The sequence below is a fragment of the Adlercreutzia sp. ZJ176 genome (assembly GCF_011038975.1).
Taxonomy (GTDB): domain Bacteria; phylum Actinomycetota; class Coriobacteriia; order Coriobacteriales; family Eggerthellaceae; genus CAAEEV01.
Genome location: NZ_JAAKEC010000004.1, coordinates 73465 through 89844 on the forward strand (window position 1 = coordinate 73465; position 16380 = coordinate 89844).

General features: G+C 64.4%; 15 protein-coding genes. 2 read left to right on the top strand and 13 right to left on the bottom strand.

Going from position 1 to position 16380, the window contains the following annotated elements:
- Positions 1-4: 4 nt before the first annotated feature.
- Both G7Y50_RS03050 and G7Y50_RS03055 read right to left on the bottom strand, forming a co-directional pair.
- The gene (locus tag G7Y50_RS03050) at positions 5-616 is read right to left on the bottom strand and encodes a TetR/AcrR family transcriptional regulator (protein ID WP_165056775.1); all 612 of its coding nucleotides are present in this window, start codon (positions 614-616) and stop codon (positions 5-7) included.
- 347 nt (positions 617-963) lie between these two features.
- Positions 964-2343: an MATE family efflux transporter gene (locus G7Y50_RS03055; RefSeq protein WP_165056774.1), complete on the bottom strand. Its 1380-nt coding sequence runs from the start codon at positions 2341-2343 to the stop codon at positions 964-966.
- 204 nt (positions 2344-2547) lie between these two features.
- Here G7Y50_RS03055 and G7Y50_RS03060 point away from each other — a divergent pair, with 204 nt between their 5' ends.
- Entirely contained in the window at positions 2548-4038 is a 1491-nt protein-coding gene (locus tag G7Y50_RS03060) for a CapA family protein (protein ID WP_165056926.1), read from the top strand.
- Here G7Y50_RS03060 and G7Y50_RS03065 read toward each other — a convergent pair.
- The 10 genes from G7Y50_RS03065 to nrfD (G7Y50_RS03110) all read right to left on the bottom strand — a co-directional run bounded on the left by G7Y50_RS03065 (position 4028) and on the right by nrfD (G7Y50_RS03110) (position 13944).
- Positions 4028-4849, bottom strand: a complete 822-nt coding sequence (locus G7Y50_RS03065) for a molecular chaperone (RefSeq protein WP_241156486.1) — start codon at positions 4847-4849, stop codon at positions 4028-4030. The two genes, G7Y50_RS03060 and G7Y50_RS03065, sit on opposite strands and share 11 nt — an antisense overlap.
- Entirely contained in the window at positions 4839-5345 is a 507-nt protein-coding gene (locus G7Y50_RS03070) for a DUF4405 domain-containing protein (protein WP_165054047.1), read from the bottom strand. Before G7Y50_RS03070 ends, G7Y50_RS03065 begins: the two co-directional genes overlap by 11 nt.
- Positions 5346-5351: 6 nt before the next feature.
- Complete coding sequence (locus G7Y50_RS03075; RefSeq protein ID WP_165054051.1) at positions 5352-5717, bottom strand: hypothetical protein; 366 nt, start codon at positions 5715-5717, stop codon at positions 5352-5354.
- A 161-nt stretch (positions 5718-5878) separates the two neighbouring features.
- Positions 5879-7105, bottom strand: coding sequence for an NrfD/PsrC family molybdoenzyme membrane anchor subunit (gene nrfD, locus G7Y50_RS03080; RefSeq protein WP_165054072.1), 1227 nt, complete (start codon positions 7103-7105; stop codon positions 5879-5881).
- 18 nt (positions 7106-7123) lie between these two features.
- The gene (locus G7Y50_RS03085; RefSeq protein ID WP_206214753.1) at positions 7124-7732 is read right to left on the bottom strand and encodes a 4Fe-4S dicluster domain-containing protein; all 609 of its coding nucleotides are present in this window, start codon (positions 7730-7732) and stop codon (positions 7124-7126) included.
- 24 nt (positions 7733-7756) lie between these two features.
- The gene (locus G7Y50_RS03090) at positions 7757-10174 is read right to left on the bottom strand and encodes a molybdopterin-dependent oxidoreductase (RefSeq protein ID WP_165054078.1); all 2418 of its coding nucleotides are present in this window, start codon (positions 10172-10174) and stop codon (positions 7757-7759) included.
- 163 nt (positions 10175-10337) lie between these two features.
- Positions 10338-11450 carry a Fic family protein gene (locus G7Y50_RS03095; protein ID WP_165054081.1) on the bottom strand — a complete coding sequence of 371 codons (1113 nt, stop codon included), beginning with the start codon at positions 11448-11450 and terminating at the stop codon, positions 10338-10340.
- Between the two features lie 88 nt (positions 11451-11538).
- Positions 11539-11934 (bottom strand): GntR family transcriptional regulator, encoded by a 396-nt coding sequence (locus G7Y50_RS03100; protein WP_165054084.1) that lies wholly within the window; start codon positions 11932-11934, stop codon positions 11539-11541.
- Between the two features lie 16 nt (positions 11935-11950).
- A complete protein-coding gene (locus tag G7Y50_RS03105) occupies positions 11951-12898 on the bottom strand; it encodes a slipin family protein (RefSeq protein ID WP_165054115.1) in 948 nt (315 codons plus the stop codon).
- A 131-nt stretch (positions 12899-13029) separates the two neighbouring features.
- Positions 13030-13944, bottom strand: coding sequence for an NrfD/PsrC family molybdoenzyme membrane anchor subunit (gene nrfD, locus G7Y50_RS03110; RefSeq protein ID WP_165054118.1), 915 nt, complete (start codon positions 13942-13944; stop codon positions 13030-13032).
- A gap of 202 nt (positions 13945-14146) precedes the next feature.
- On the opposite strand from nrfD (G7Y50_RS03110), the gene G7Y50_RS03115 reads away from it, so the two are divergent.
- Positions 14147-15511 carry a PFL family protein gene (locus G7Y50_RS03115; RefSeq protein ID WP_165054121.1) on the top strand — a complete coding sequence of 455 codons (1365 nt, stop codon included), beginning with the start codon at positions 14147-14149 and terminating at the stop codon, positions 15509-15511.
- Between the two features lie 65 nt (positions 15512-15576).
- Here G7Y50_RS03115 and G7Y50_RS03120 read toward each other — a convergent pair whose 3' ends face one another.
- A complete protein-coding gene (locus G7Y50_RS03120; RefSeq protein WP_165054124.1) occupies positions 15577-16341 on the bottom strand; it encodes a TlyA family RNA methyltransferase in 765 nt (254 codons plus the stop codon).
- Between the last annotated feature and the right edge of the window lie 39 nt (positions 16342-16380).

The following is a 16380-nucleotide window of genomic DNA, read 5'->3' on the forward strand; positions in this document are numbered from 1 at the left end:
CACCTTAGAGCTTGATCGATTCGCCGGGCTTTATGAACAGAAGGCGCATGACGATGCGCGCCATGTCCTCGGAGCTCTCCTGCATGCCGCGCTCCAGCCACCGCACGATGACGCCCAGATACGCCGACGCGTAGAACGCCACGTAGTAGTCGACGAACGGCGCGGGGTCGCTGCGGTAGCGCTCGTGCAGAAGCCCCAGGATGATGTCGGTGCACAGCGTGTCGCGCAAGCGCTGGCCGAAGCGCGCGTCGCCGCGCGGGCCGAGCATCGCGCGCAGGAAGTCGCCCTGCTCGCGCAGGTGGTCGAACAGCTCGACGAGCAGCGGCAGCGGCTCGCGCGATGCCTTGAGCTTCGCCAGGTCGAGCAGCGTGAGCTTGGACATCTCGCCGCGGAACTGGCGCAGGTCGCCCATGACCTCGTCCTCGAGCTGGGCGAGCAGGTCCTCCTTGTCGCGGAAGTGGTTGTAGAACGTGCCGCGGTTGAGGTCGGCGCGAGCGCACAGGTCGTTCACCGTGAAGCCGTCGAGCCCGCGCTCCTCGGTGAGCGCGATGAGCGCAGCGCGCAGCGCACGGCGCGAGCGCGTGATGCGGCGGTCGGTGCAACCGTCGGACGTCATGCGGTCCCCTCTTCGACGTCAAGGCCAATAATCAACACGATGTTCATTATAGCGAGAACGGGGCGGCCCGTCAGCCCTTGCGGGCGCCCCCGTGCAGAAAAACAGCGGCGTTTTGGCAGAAATTTACAGATATTTGTCACTCGGAAGGCAACGAGGGGCTCTTTTCTCGCAGATCACCCCGCTTTCACTAGCAAAACCGCAGGTCGCATTTTTTTCGATAGACCGGAAGAGCGCTCATCTTGCTGCGAAAAGACCAATATCTGAAGATTTCTGCCAAAATGGGCGCTGAGAATTGCACGCCGGGACGCCCCCCGCGCCAGCGGGCGGCGCTCGACGAAGCAGGCGCCCTACGCCAGCGGACGGCGCCTCTTCTTGCGCGCCTTCCCCGGGCGGGGCTTCATGAAGCCGTAGACGTCGCCGAGGCCGAGCATGAACGCGAGGGTGACCACGAGCGCCACCAGCTCGGCCGCGGGCGTGGCAAACCAGATGCCCTGCGGGCCGAACGCAAGCGGCAGCAAGAGCACCGCGGCGACCTCGAACACCAGCGTGCGCAGAAACGAGATGGCCGCCGACACCAGGCCGTTGTTGAGGGCGGTGAACAGCGCCGAGCCGTACACGCAGAAGCCCATGAGCAGGTACGTCAGCGCGTAGATACGAAACGCGCGCTCCGTGAGCGCGCAAAGCTCGGGGTCGTACCCCACGAACACCTGCGCCAACGCGCCCGCGCTCGCCTGCGCCAGCGCGAACATGCCCACGCCGCCCGCCGCCACGAACGCCATGCTCTTCCTGAACAGGCTGCGCATCTCGACGTGGTTGCACGCGCCGAGCTGGAAGCTCATGAGCGGCGAGGTCCCCATCGCGTACCCCATGAACATCGCGCCGAACACCATGGCCACGTACATGATGACGCCATAGGCCGCCACGCCGTCCTCGCCGATCAGGCGCAGCAGCTGGAAGTTGTAGAGCATGGCCACCAGCGACATGGCGATGTTGCTCACCATCTCGGACGACCCGTTCACGCAGGCGCGCGCCAGCACGCGGCCCTCGAGACGCGTGCGCCCTAGGCGCAGGAAGCTCGCGTTCTTGCGCGCGAAGTAGAGAAGCGGCACGCCGCCGCCGATGAGCTCGCCGATCGACGTGGCGATGGAGGCGCCCACCACGCCCCAGCCGAACACGCCGATGAACAGCGCGTCGAGCGCCATGTTCGCGACGCCGGCCGCAACCACCACGCAGAAGCCCAGCTGGGGCTTGCCCGCCACCACGAAGAAGCTCTGGAACACGTACTGGAGCATGAAGAACGGGAGCGACAGCAGCGCGATGAGGCCGTAGACCACAGCAAGCTCGAGCATCTCGCCGCTCGCCCCCATGAGCTGGTACAGCGGGCGCAGGACGAAGGCGCCGACCACCGCGAGCACCACGCCGATGAAAAGCGTCGCGTACACGAGCAGCGAGAAGTAGCGGTTCGCGCGCTCGTCGTCGCGCTCGCCGCGCGTCTTCGCCACGATGGCGCTGCCGCCCGCGCCGATCATGAACCCCACCGAGCTCAGCACCATGAGGATGGGCATCGCCCAGTTCACGGCGGCGAGCGCGGTCTTGCCGGCGAAGTTCGACACGAACAGCCCGTCCACGATGCCGTAGATGGAGGTGAAGATCATCATCGCGATGGACGGCGCAGCGTACCTCAGAAGCTGGGGCATGCTGAAGTGCCTGCCCATGTCAACGGCCATGACGGGAAACTCCTTAGGGGTCGAGGTGCGGAAGGCGGCGCGCAAGCGGCCGCGCCGGCGGCCAGACGTGGTCGCGGTGCCCATTGTAACCCAAAGCCCCGATGGGTAAAGGGGCTCCGCCTGCGCGCGCCTTCCCCGCGAACCGCTCCGCAAGCCGCGAAATGCCCTACAATGGACCGAGTGAAACCTGCAGAAGGGACTTCCATGGCAACCTCGGGAAGCAAGCCCACGCGTCGCAAGCCCAACCCCGCGGCGCGCCCCCAAGCCGCGCGACCGGCGCGGACGCCGCAGCCCGCGCAGCCCCAAGCCGCACGTCAGACGCGGGCGTCTCAGCCTGCCCAGCCCCGCGGCGCGCAGGCCGACCGCGCGGCCCGACCGTCGCAGCCCGCAGGCCGCTCCCCCCGACCGCAGCCCGCGCGACCGGCGCGGGCGCCGCAGCCCGCAACGCGCTCCTCCTCCCCGCGCCCCCGGGCGCAGGCATCGCAGCGCGCGCTTCCCCTCAGGGAGTCTGGCGCGCTCCCCGTCAGGGGGCTCGTCATCCTCATCGCCCTCATCGCCGCCGCGGCGCTCCTCTTCTCCGTCGGGAGCTGCGCCGCCAACGCCCTGTTCGGCCCCAGCCCCGCCGCTGCGCCCGAGGCTGCGGCGAGCGAGCAGCGCGTGAGCTTCGCAGCCGTCGGCGACAACCTGCCCGAGATCAACGCCGCCGCCTACGCCGACGCACTCGCCGGCGAGGAGGGCGACGGCCTCTATGACTACGCGCCCATCTACGCGAACGTCAAGCCCCTCGTCGAGGCCGCTGACCTCGCCTACGTGAAGCAGGAGACGCACCTGGGCGGCGACGAGATCGGCCCGCGCGGCTGGCCGTCGTTCAACACTACCGACGCCATGGCCGACGCCATCGTGGCAACCGGGTTCGACCTGGTGGCCTCCGCGTCGAACCACGCCTACGACTGGGGGACCTACGGCGCGGTAGAGCACTCGCGCAGCGTGTGGAACGCCCAGCCCGTGGCCTTCACGGGCACCGCCTCAAGCGCTGAGGAAGCCGCGCAGCTCGCGACCGTCGAGCGCGAGGGCATCACGTTCGCGCTGCTCGACTACACCTACGGCGTGAACGGCTTCGATCCCTCCGAACTGCCCGCCCACGCGGTGAACTTCATCGACGAGGAGCGCATCCGCGCCGACGTCGCCGCCGCGCACGAGACAGCCGACGTCGTGCTCGTGGCCATGCACTGGGGAACCGAGAACCTGATGGAGGCCGACGCCGAGCAGCAGCGCCTCGCCAAGCTGCTCGCCGACCTCGAGGTTGACGTGGTGCTCGGCTCGCATCCGCACGTCATCGGCCCGCTCGAGTGGGTGGAGGGCGAGACGGGGCACCAGGCGCTCGTGGCGTACTCGCTGGGCAACTTCCTGTCGCACCACGACACCCCTCACGTGAAGAACGAGCTGGAGGGCATGCTCACCTGCGACTTCGTGAAGGACGCGGAGAGCGGGGACGTGCGCGTGGAGAACGCGGCGTGGACCCCGCTCGTGAACCACACCGACGAGGACGGCAGCTTCAGCATCTACCCCTTGGGCGACTACACCCCCGAGCTCGCCGCCCGTCACACCCTCCTGGGCCAGGAGGAGGACCCCCTCGGGCAGCTGAACGCCCTCACGGACCAGACCATCGGCGACAAGTTCCCCATCAATAGGTAGCCCCGCACCCCACGAAAGCCGCAAGGAGCTGGGCAGCGGCAACGTAGAGCGGATGGCGCGCCTCGTCAGCGAGCCGTGCGGCGAAACCCGGCATCCACGCGAGCACGTGCTCGTTGAGGAGCTCGTCGTAGGCGGCGGCCGGCGAGCCTCCTGGGAGCTCGCCCTCGGAGCCCCCGCCCCCAGCTGCCCCTCCCGCGGCCTGCACGGCGAGGCGGCACATGAGCTCGAGCTCGGTGGCGACGTGGTCGAGCGGCTCGTTGGTGCCCTCGGGCCTCCCCAGGCCGCACGCGCGGCAGAAGCGCTCCACCTCCATGGAGTGCGGGTTCACGAACAGAAGAGCCGGCACGCCCTCGGCCTGCGCGCGCCACACGCCCTCGTAGGGCGAGCACGCCGGCTCGGGCGCGCCCACGAACAGGCGCGTCGCCTCAGGGCGCAGCGCGCGCAGGAGCTCCTCGGCGCTCGGGGCCGGACGGCTCCCGGCCGCAGCCGGGCTCGCGCCCGCGGCCCCGTCCGCGCCAGGGCCCTCGCAGCCCGCGCCCGCGTGCTCCCCCTCCGCGCTCGGAAGGCCCGCGCCGAAGCCCCCGGGCAGCGCGAGCCCGAGCGCCGCCGCTATCTCACGTGCGGCGTCGAGCCATTCTCCCGACGCCGCGGCCTCGGCCAGCGTCGCGCCCGGGTAGCGCAGCGTCAGCGCCAGAAGCTCGCAGGCCGCAGCCCGCACCGCCCATGCTTCCGTAATCTCAGCATCAGGGCGCGCGCCGCGGGCCGTGTCCCCAACGTCCTGCGCTGCCCTCATCTTGCCATCACTTTCCACAGGAGCCCTCCTTCTCAATCGAAGCGACGTCCCGACCGCTGCATTCGCCCCGTCCGTCACGATCACCCTGGCCACCCTGCCGCCACAGGCGAACCGCCAGCACAGCGTTCGCCGCCATGTGCACCAGAAGCAGCGCGAACAGCACCTTCGCCGAAGCTGCGTGCAGCGGGTTCCAAAAATAGTACCCTCCGACGTACAGACCGAAGGCCGGCAGCACTGCACCCGACACCATCAGCCCGGACACGACGCACGCAGCCAATGCCATCATGAGCAGCACGTCGAGCGCAAGTCGTCCGTGCCGCGCGACCGCAACGTCATCGCGCAGCGAGCGCGCCGCATCAACCGCCCAGTCAACGTGCTGCACAACATGCGCGAGTAGCAGCACGAGCACGCCCAATCCTAGCCACTCATGCACTGACACGCCCGTGATCTGGGGCAGCGACACAATGGCATACGCAAGCAGCACAATTGCGTCAACTATCAGGATCTTGCGCACCTTCGCTCACCTCACCTTCCGCACCACGAACGCGAGCGCCAGCACGAGCACTACCGGCGCCACCACCCACAGGTTCAGGCTCGCGTCGGAAGCTTGGTGGTAGCGGCCGCGCAGGGTGTCCCACGCATGGCACTCCACGCTCGCGCAGCCCGCCTCGGGGCAGACCATCTCGTGGACGCCGTCGGGCTCGGGCACGTCGTCGTAGCCGTGGCAGGTGCCGCTCGCGCAGCCCGTGGCCGGGCACGCCGACTCGGGCGTGACCGCCCGCGGCGCCACGGCGCCGGGCCCGCCCTGGGCCATTGCCCCCGCGCCGAGCACGCACGCACACGCGAGCGCGAACACCGCGAGCGTCACCGCTATTTTCCTCGCCATACGCGCCTCACCTTCCCGAACCTTCATCCTAGCTGCGCGGCCATCCCCGGCCCCGGCAGCCGCCGCTCCTTCGCCCCGCTCATCCCACCACGAAGGCGGGCAGGGCGAAGGAGGCAGGCGGAGCTGGGAGGGTCAGCTCCGCCTGCCAAGCCGTCAAGCCGCTATTCCTCTTCCCCAGCCGGCTTGAGCGGCAGGTACTTCAAGCCGAGGCAGAGCAGAAGCCCGCCGAGCGCCACCACGCCGAGCACGATGCCGAGCTCGAGCATAGTAGGAGCGTACACCAATCCCTGATACACGCCCGCCATGCCAGCGTCCCAGTTTGTCGCCGCCATCGGCGTCAAGGCAGAAGCGTAGTCCAGATTCGGAATCTGGAAACCGCCCACCAGAAGCTGGATGCGCTTGAAAAGGATGCCTACGATGGCAGCCACTGATGCAGCTACGATCAAGCCATTTTTGCGCAGGGAGGGCACGAAGCACACCACGGCACACGCAACGCACAGCACGATCTCACCCCAGAAGAAAGGGGCGAGCGGACCGGCGACCAGCATGGCGACCACCTCGGCACCTGATCCGTTCGGAAACGCACTTGTCAGGAGATCGCAGCCGAAGAAGTACAGATCGACGCACACGAACGCGCCAAGCATCTTCGCGAGCTTCTCCACGTTAGCCTGATCGACGGCCAGGTACCCCACGCGACGCAGCGCGATCACCACCACGAGCACGAGCGCGGTGCCGCACACGAGCGCGGAGCTCACGAACCACGGGCCGAGGAGCGCCGTGTGCCAGAGCTCATGGGACTGCTGCAGGCCGAAGATCCAGGCCGTCACGGAGTGCACGAGCACGGCGCACACGAGCGCCACCACGGCGATCACGCGCAGGGCGGTGTGGCTGACCTTGCCCGCCTCGGCGCGCACCTGCGCCCACAAATACACGATCGACAGGATCAAGTAGGTGCCCAGCACGATGATGTCCCACATCAGCGGGCTCCCCAGGTTGGAGTAGATGAAAAGCTCCCATACGCGGAAGGGCTGGCCCATGTCCACCACCACGAACCCGATGGCGAGCACCGTGCAGCAAATCGACGTCCACACGGCAACCTTCGAGATGCCGCCGAAACCCTTCATGCCGAACGCCTTGGGCACCGAGCTGATGATGAGACCGCCAGCCGACAGGCCCACGAGGAACATGAACATCGTGATGTAGGCACCCCACGAGTCAAGGTTGCGCATGCCCGTCTGCACCATGCCGCCGGTGAGCTGCACGATCCACAGCGCCACGCCGCAAACCGCGAGCAGCGCGCACACGCCAATGGCGATGTTGAGGCCCTTGCCCCCGTACCTGGCAGCAGGAGCCTTGGCTGCCTTCGCAGCCGAAGTATTCTCAGACATGTTTGTTCTCCTTTTCGCCTAGACGAGGTAATAGACCGAAGGCTTGGTATCCCGCTCAGGAAGCAGCTGCTTATACTCACGTTCCCGGACCAAGCGAGAAACTTCGGAACCCGGGTCGTCAAGATCGCCCCAGAAGCGAGCACGACCAGGACACAGCTCCATGCAGGCGGGGGTTCCCCCTTGCGAGGTACGCTGATAGCAGAACGTGCACTTCTCAACAACGTGCTTCTGGTGGGCAGGAGTGTCGACGTCCCCCACCGCAAAGTCAACCGAGAACTTGGGCTCCTCCCAGTTGAACGAACGCACACCCGTGTAGGGACACGCCGCCATGCACATGCGGCAGCCGATGCACTTGTCGTAGTCCTGGCGTACAATACCCGTCTCGGGGTCCTTATAGGTAGCCCCCACGGGACACACCTTCACACACGCCGGGTTCTCGCAATGCTGGCACGAAGTCGGATAATACTCGAGATGGTTTTTTGGATAGACCCCCGAGGCAGTATCCATGACGGGTCCCCCATCATTTAACACCCTATTCCACCAAATGCCATTCGGGAGGTTATTCGCCACCTTACAGGCAACGGCACACGTATGACACCCTATGCACCGTGTCACATCAATTGCCATTCCATAGTGCATTGTAGTTCCCTCCTAGACTTTCTCAATAGCAACAACTACATCGTTAAATGATGCGTTGGTGCAGGCGGGATTGACATACCGAGACGTTAGGCTGCTAAAATGACCGTCTATGTACTGACGGTTTTCCCAACCCTTGGGAGCAGACAGCATCTTCCGAGGCAATCCTGCGTTGGCAAACGCATGCATAGACACCGATCCACGGTCGTTGTAGACGCGAACCAGGTCGCCATCCTCTATGCCGTACTCCTCTGCATCCTCTGGGTTTATCTTCAGCAGCGGCTCTCCTCCGGCTAATTCGACAAGTGGAGCAGCCTCCCACCACTGCGAATGAGTATGGAAACGGGAGTGATCCGATAGCATGTGGAATGGATACCTATCGCGAAGCTCGGTCCCTTCCCTGACTTCATGTGGCGGCTCCCAATAGGGCACACGCTCCTTGCTCATATCTATCTCTTGGCCCCAATTGTATTCAGGCGCTGCCTTTTCGTGGTAGATACCGAGCAGGCTTGTGAACTTGTTCCCTTCCGCATACACATACGTACCCGGACCAGCCATGCGCATAGCGCCATTTTCTTTGAGCCTCTCGTACGATATACCAAACTTTTTCGCAAGATCGGTTTCAATCCACTCCTGCAAAAACTCACTGTCCGTCATCTGGAAATACTCGCCATATCCCAAAGCCCTTGCCAAAAGCGTAGCTATTTCGAAATCAGTCTTCGACTCAAACAAAGGGTTCGTCGCCTTCTCCTGATAAAGCATATAAGGATGGGCGGCAAACAAGCAGAAGATGTCTTCTTCTTCAAACCAATGAGCCGCAGGAAGAATAACGTCAGCCATCAATGCGTTCTCATTGAAATTGAGGTCTATCGACAATATGAAGTCAAGTTGCTCTAGCCAGTTTTTTGTATTGTTTCGTTCAACACCATTAGTCATTGCATTGCAGCCCACAAACACACATGCCTTTATGGGTGCGTCTTTTTTTCCGAACTTGCCAGTTTCGAGAATCTCATTCATGCGCAAGTTCGTGACATCAAGCGAAACGCCAGGAGCGCCTTTAGGCTTACCGCTCAGGGGGTTGCCGCTGAAACCAAGATACTCGTTAATGCCAAACCCAGCTCCAGACTTGCCCAAATTGCCCGTAAGGCACGGAAGGATGGCCGTACAAAAGTAATTCCAATGTCCATTCACATAATGGTTAAGTCCAAAAGCGGTGTAAATGTTAGAGGGACCCTCGTTGGCATACAGATCGGTGATCATCTCTATTTGCGTCTTGGGCACACCAGTAATTTCTTCGACACGGTCAAGATCGTACTCTTCGAGCCCCTCGCATACGAGAGTGTAGCTCGTCTTAACATTAAACCCCTCCACCTCGAAGGACCCCTCAAGAACCGGATCTTCAATCTCGGAAAGAGGAGCGAACTTTCCATTCCCATCGGTGACGATTTGGGGATCCTTGCCGCCTGAAACCTCAATGCCCAGATCCGACTGCCGGAGAAAAAGACCATCTTCCTTCACGAGGCAAGGTCCTACCGTGTACTTCTTGACAAAGCTCTCATCTACCCACTTTTTGTCAATGATCAGCTTCGCCATCCCCAAGGCCAGCGCTCCATCAGTCCCAGCTTTAATCGGCACGAATATATCAGCTTTGGACGAGATAGTGTTGTAAACGGGGTCTATAACGATGAGCGTGGCACCCGCTTCTTTCGCTTCGATGATGAAATGAGTCGTCTGAACTTGGGATATCGCAGGATTTGCACCCCACACTATAAAGGTCTTTGAGTTCTTGAAGTCCGTCGATTCATTTTGCGCGAACATAAGCCCAATGCCTACCGTCGGCACAATGCCATGCGCATGAGCAATATCCACGCTGCGATTGATCATTCCTGTGCCGACCACGTTCGTAAAGCGATTCCAAATGTCATTATTCCGGCACCCGTTCGCCGTTCCAAACTGGCCAGAACCCCAGTAGAAAGCAACGGAGCCTTTTCCGTACTCTTCCTCTATCGCATTCCACCTTTCAACGATATAGTTTATGGCTTCATCCCAGCTCACTCGTTCGAAAGAATCTACCGACCCGCGCTCTCCAACGCGCTTCATGGGGTACTTCACGCGATGCTCGCTGTACATACGATAGAGATGGGTAAGACCTTTGGGGCAGATGCGGTTGTATTGCGTGTCGGGCATGTCACGCGCTGATGTGCGAATGACCTTTCCATCTCTCGTATGAACGTTCAAAAAGCAACCACCCGCGCAATTGCCACGACATACCCCTGAATAAACCTGCTCTTCACTACTCGCAGATTTGTTGTCATCCGCGAGTGCGGTGAGAGTATCGCTGCCGGTAAGCGCGGCGGCTCCAGCCGCGACCGCCGTTGTCTTGAGGAAGCTTCTGCGCGTAAGCCCAGCTCGTGGGCTTTTCGTTGTGGACATTTCTCCTCCTACGTTCGCGAAGAGCGCCCCGTGCGCTCCTCTCCCCGAGGCGAAGGCCCATGCATGAACGCCTACGCCACACGCGAGGATGGCCAATCCCCGCATCATGGTTCGCAGTATACGCTCTTTGTTAGTTTGTCACAAGTCATTGTGACAATGAGTTTTACGAGATAGGACGCTCGCCGGGATCGTCTTTGAGCGCATAGGACACGCTTCGCCCGCCGGCCTTGCTGCGCACGAGCACGCCTTTGTCCATGAGGTCGTTTATGTCTCTCAGCGCCGTATCAGCCGACACCTTGCATATCTTTGCCCACTTGCTTGCCGTGAGCTTCCCCTCGAAGCCGCCTTTGAGCCGCTCAAGCATCGTACGCTGCCTGTCGTTGAGCGGCACTCCTTCAAGACGATTCCAAAAGGCGACCCTCCCCAGGACGCCCCCCATGCTCCTCTTGCTTTGCTCGATCGAGCCCTGCAAAGCCCGCAGGAACCACGCGAGCCATTCGGTGATGTCAGAGCTCCCTTTTTGCGCGTGTTCCAATGCGCAATAGTACCCCTCTCGATGCGCGAGGATGTACTGGGCCATGCTGTAGAAGCGTCGCGGGCTGCCATCGCTGCGCGCCAACAGCAGCTCGGTAAGAGCCCGCGCGATACGTCCGTTGCCGTCATCGAAGGGGTGCACCGTGAGATACCACAGGTGTGCGATGCCTGCCTTCAGCAGCGGCTCCACGCTGTCACACTCGTTGACCCACGAGACGAACTCCCCCATCAGCAAAGGAACGAGATCGGGATCGGGCGCCAGGAAATGCACCCGCTCCTTCCCTATGGGGCCGCTGACGACGCGCATCGGCCCCTCGCGATACCGCGCAACGTGGATCTTCCTCAAACCGCTGTAGCCCGCGGGAAACAGCGCGTTATGCCATCCGAAGAGACGCGCGTCGGAAAGAGGCTCAGCAAAACGGCGTGTGGCGTCGAGCATGACCGAAACCGCCCCATCGACATCGCGAGTGTCGGTCGCACTCGTGAAACCCTCCAACCCGAGCTGACGAGACACCGAGGAGCGAACCTCCTCCGCATCGAGCACGACGCCTTCGATCCTCGAGGAGGCGACGACCTCGCCCGAGAGGGCTTGGACCTCGACTTCCGACTTGACGTCGAAGCCCACGCCGGACATGCTGCCAAGCAGCTCCCCCTGCGCAAAGCGCGCTTCGCCGAGCAGCGGCAGAACCGTCGCGTCATCCCATGTGAAGTGGGTCCAACCGGTATGCTCGTGCAGGTACATGCCAGCAGTATACCGAATCATGCGGCGAATGACGATCTATTCACCGCAGATTATGCGGAGATTAAGCTGCTGCTCTCTGCCTGCGCGCCTACAGGTACTTCCTGCGCTCGAGGCGCGCGCCCACCATAGGGAGGATGTCATCCTCGGTGAGGCCGGCGGACAGGCAGGCGCGGATCATGTCGTCGATCACGAGCTCGACAGGGCTGTCGGCGGCACGATCAGCACCTACCTCATGGCGCTCGGCCACGAAGGTGCCGCGGCCCTTGCGCGTGGAGATATAGCCCTCGCGCTCCAAATCCATGTAGGCGCGGTTCACCGTGTTGTAGCTTATGTCCAAGTCAACGGCAAGCGCGCGCACCGTGGGCAGACGATCTCCCGCCGCGTACGCGCCCGAGCCGATCAGGTACGCGATGCGGTTCTTCACCTGGATCCACACGGGTAAGCCGCTGCCATGGTCAACCGCAAACGATTCGAATGTGCTCATGAGCACCTTTCCATTCTCAGAGTGACGAGGTCATGTTAGCAGAACTCGCGTCCACGAAGCCGTCGCTTACCGCACTCGGCACCGTAACCACCGTACCGCCCGACTTCTTCACCGTCTCGTACTGCATGAGCATGGTCCGCAGGCGCAGCGCCGCGTCAGGCGTGCCGTACACCGCCGCCGCCTCAGCGAGCATCTCGGCCAGGTCGGCCTCCACGCCCGCCACCGCCATGCGCGCGTTGCGCTCGCGATCAGCCTGGGCTTCAAGCGACATCACGTCCACAAGCGCGTCAGGCAGCACGATGTCGCGCACCTTCACTGATATGATGTCGACGCCCCAGTTCGCCGCCTGCTTCTCGATGTCAGCCTTGATTTCGACGTCAAGCTGATCGCGTCGCAGCGCCACCTCGGCCACCGTCGAGCGCCCTACCGCCTCGCGCAGCGCCGTCTGCGCGAGGAACGACACGGCGGCATAGTAGTCTTCCACCTCGGTGCACGCCTTCTCCGCGTCCCACACCACCCAGAACAGCACCGCGTCAATGTTCACTGGCACCAGATCGGCCGTCAGCGTGTTCTCGGCATAGAACGGCGTGGCGATGGTGCGCTGGTCAACGCGGATAGTGCCGTGCTCGATGATGGGAATGGTGAAGAAGAGGCCCGGGCCGGCCACGCGATTCACCTTTCCGAAGCGCAGCACCACTACCTTCTCCCAGCTCAGCGCAATATGCACCGACGAGAGCACCGCAAGAGACAAAAGAGCCGCACCCATAATGGCCGCGAAGCCGATGCGTCCCGCAACGGCAAGCACCGCTCCCAGCACGAGAGCGAACGCGGCAACGAACACTGCGATGCTGAATATGGTTGCGCCGTTGCGCGACGACTTGCGCGGCACATACGAAGTCGCCGCGAGGATCTCCGCCTCCTTGTCGTTGGCCGCATGCGGCGCGTCCCTGTGCATGCGGCTCATGCCCCCATCACGCGCCACACCCGCTCGTTTGCCTGATCGAAACATGGCATCCCGCCTTTCCACCTAGAGCCCGCTCATCGCGCAGCCCGCTCATGACCCAGTTTCCTTGCGCTGAACCCCACCCGACCCGACTACCCCACGCCGAACAAGGCGCCCGGCATCTGCGTAACGTCGAAAGCCGCCAAACCAACCACGCAGAAGCGCAGCGACAGGCCGCCCGCAAGCAAGCACGCCGCAATCCACAGCAGCTGCACGCGCGCGTTGCCGTACGTGAGAAGGCGCTCCATCGCAAAAGGGATCGCGAGCCCGCATATCACCAAGCCACCCCAGAAGTACCCGGCCATGTCGCACGCTATGAGCTCCTGCGCACCTAAGCGCGTGCCCTCACCCGCAAGCGCCCCCAACACAAACGCCGCCAACGCCGCCGCCTCGCACAAGATCAACACGCCGTCGACGCGGGCAAGCGCAAAGACAGGGCGTAGGCGAGGATGACGCGACTCCGTGAACGCCGCAATCACGAACACGCAGGCGATACCGCACGAGAGCGACGAGAGCGTGAAGAGGACGGGAATGAGCGGCGTGCGAAACGCCAGCACCGAGGGAAGCGACTGCAGGAGGACTCCCGTGTAGGCAGCCGTCACCATTCCCGCCACCGCGCCCGTCCCGGAAAGGCCGAGAACCGCTGCGCGGGAAAGGCCGCCCGCGTCAAGCAGCAAGGCCAACGCGAGCGCGCCCGAGCAGACAAGCGTCGCTGCAAGGGCAAACGAGCCCACTGTCAGGGCCGTCGCATGCGGGGAGGTGAACAGGCCCAGCAGGCGATCGGGACGACCTACGTCTGACACAAGGCAGGTCACGCCGAGCGCAAGCAGGACAAAGCAGCATGTCCAGCCGCGCGCGAACAAATCGCCCGGAAGCGCGAAGCCCGCCGAGGCGCAGCTGCGCGAGGGCTTGCACACCGCAGCGCACTCAAGCACGCTCAGCACCACGCAAAGGCCAGCACCTACACCGCCCAGGAAGAGGTACCCGATCGTCAACGCGTTGAACATGGCACTCCCCTCTTCCAGCGCTCCTGCTATTGTCGCAATAACTCACGACAAAGAGAGTATAGCACCTCGCGACGAACGCGCGACAAACATGCGACAGATGCAGGGCGCCGCATAATTTGCTATCCTGACTTGACGTACCCCTACCCACAGACGGCGGCCTGGCGCATGACGCAGCCCGCCTTGCACCCGAAGGACGGAGCCCATGCAGATCACGCCTGCCGAAATCGCTGAGACGCTTGCCATGGTGAGCAAGCAGAACCTCGACATCCGCACGATCACGCTCGGCATCAACCTGCGCAGCTGCGTGGACGCCGACATCGACCGCCTCGCCGCCAAGGTCTACGACCGCATGGCCACGGCCGCCGAGCGCCTCGTGCCCACCGCCGAACAGCTCGAGCGCGAGTTCGGCATCCCCATCGTGAACAAGCGCATCTCGGTGACCCCCGTCGCCGAGATCTGCGCTGCCGTGTCCGCCGCCGACCTCACGCCCATCGCCGTGGCCATGGACCGCGCGGGCAAGGAGGTCGGCGTCGACTTCGTGGGCGGCTTCTCCGCGCTCGTGCACAAGGGCGCCTCACGCGCCGACAACAAGCTCATGGACTCCATCCCCTCGGCGCTCGCCGCCACCGACCGCGTGTGCTCGAGCGTGAACGTGGGGTCCACGCGCGCCGGCATCAACATGGACGCCGCGTTCAAGATGGCGGGCATCGTCAAGAAGGCCGCCGAGGCAACGGCCGACAAGCAGTGCATCGGCGCGGGCAAGCTCGTGGTGTTCTGCAACGCCGTGGAGGACAACCCCTTCATGGCCGGCGCCTTCCACGGCTCGGGCGAGGCCGACGAGGTGGTGAACGTGGGCGTGTCGGGCCCGGGCGTGGTGCGCGCGGTGCTCGCCGACCTGCCGCGCTCGGCCGACGTCACCACCGTGGCCGAGGCCATCAAGGCCACCGCGTTCAAGATCACGCGCGCCGGCGAGCTCATGGCGCGCGAGGCGAGCCGCCGCCTGGGCGTGCAGAAGGGCATCCTCGACCTGAGCCTGGCCCCCACCCCCGCCGAGGGCGACTCGGTGGCCGAGATCCTCGAGGCCATCGGCGTGGGCACCTGCGGCGGCCCGGGCACCACGGCGGCGCTCGCCATGCTCAACGACGCGGTGAAGAAGGGCGGCGTCATGGCGTCCTCGAGCGTCGGCGGCCTGTCAGGCGCGTTCATCCCCGTGTCCGAGGACGCCGGCATGATCCGCGCCGCCGAGGCGGGCGCGCTCAGCTTGGAGAAGCTCGAGGCCATGACGTGCGTGTGCTCGGTGGGCCTCGACATGATCGCCATCCCCGGCGACACCCCCATCGAGACCATCTTTGGCATCATCGCCGACGAGTGCGCCATCGGCATGATCAACAACAAGACCACCGCCGTGCGCATCATCCCCGCCATCGGCAAGCAGGTGGGCGACCGCCTCGACTTCGGCGGCCTTCTGGGCTACGCGCCGGTCATGCCCGTGAACCAGCATGCCGGCACCGTGTTCGCCCACCGCGGCGGCCGCATGCCCGCGCCCCTCAACTCGCTGAAAAACTAGCGGCAGAGCCAAGAAGGGCGCGGGGCTCGCAGCCCCCGCGCCAAAAACGGCTTCGGCTCCGTGCCCTAGCCGCGGTACACGGCGCGCACGAGGTACTCCACGTTGCCCTGCGCGCCGCAGATGGGCGACTCCACCACGCCCGTCACGTCGAACCCCACGTCCTCGAGCGCCGCACGCACCTCCCCGACCGTGCGCAGGCGCACCGCCTCGTCGCGCACGATGCCGCGGTCGGTCTCCTCGTGGCGCGACTCGAACTGCGGCTTCACCAGCCCGATGAACACCGAGCCCGCGCGGCACAGCGGCGGGAACGCGCCTGCCAGCGAGGCGAGCCCGATGAAGCTCACGTCGATCACGATGAGGTCGAAGGGCGCGCCGAGCGCCTCGGGCGCGGCCTCGCGGATGTTCGTGCGCTCGAACACGCTCACGCGCGCGTCCTGCCGCAGCTTCCACGCGAGCTGCCCGTAGTTCACGTCCACGCACGCCACGCTCGCCGCGCCCGCCTGCAGCAGGCAGTCGGTGAACCCGCCCGTCGACGAGCCGATGTCCACGCAGCGCATCCCGCGCACGTCCTGCCCGAACGCGTCGAGCGCGCCCTGCAGCTTGCGCCCGCCGCGCGAGACGAACTGCCTGCGCCCGCGCACGAGCACGTCGGCGTCGGGCCGCACGCGCACGGCCGCGCTCGTCACGTACACGTCGTCGACGCGCACCTCGCGCGCGATCACCGCGCGCAGCGCCTCGTCGGCGCTCGCGAAGACGCCGCGCTCGACGAGCAGCTCGTCCACGCGCACCTTGCCGGGCTTTTTCCTTGAGAGGGGCTTCGAAGTATCCATGCGCACCATGATACCAAAGCGCCCCGCGTGCCAGCTGGC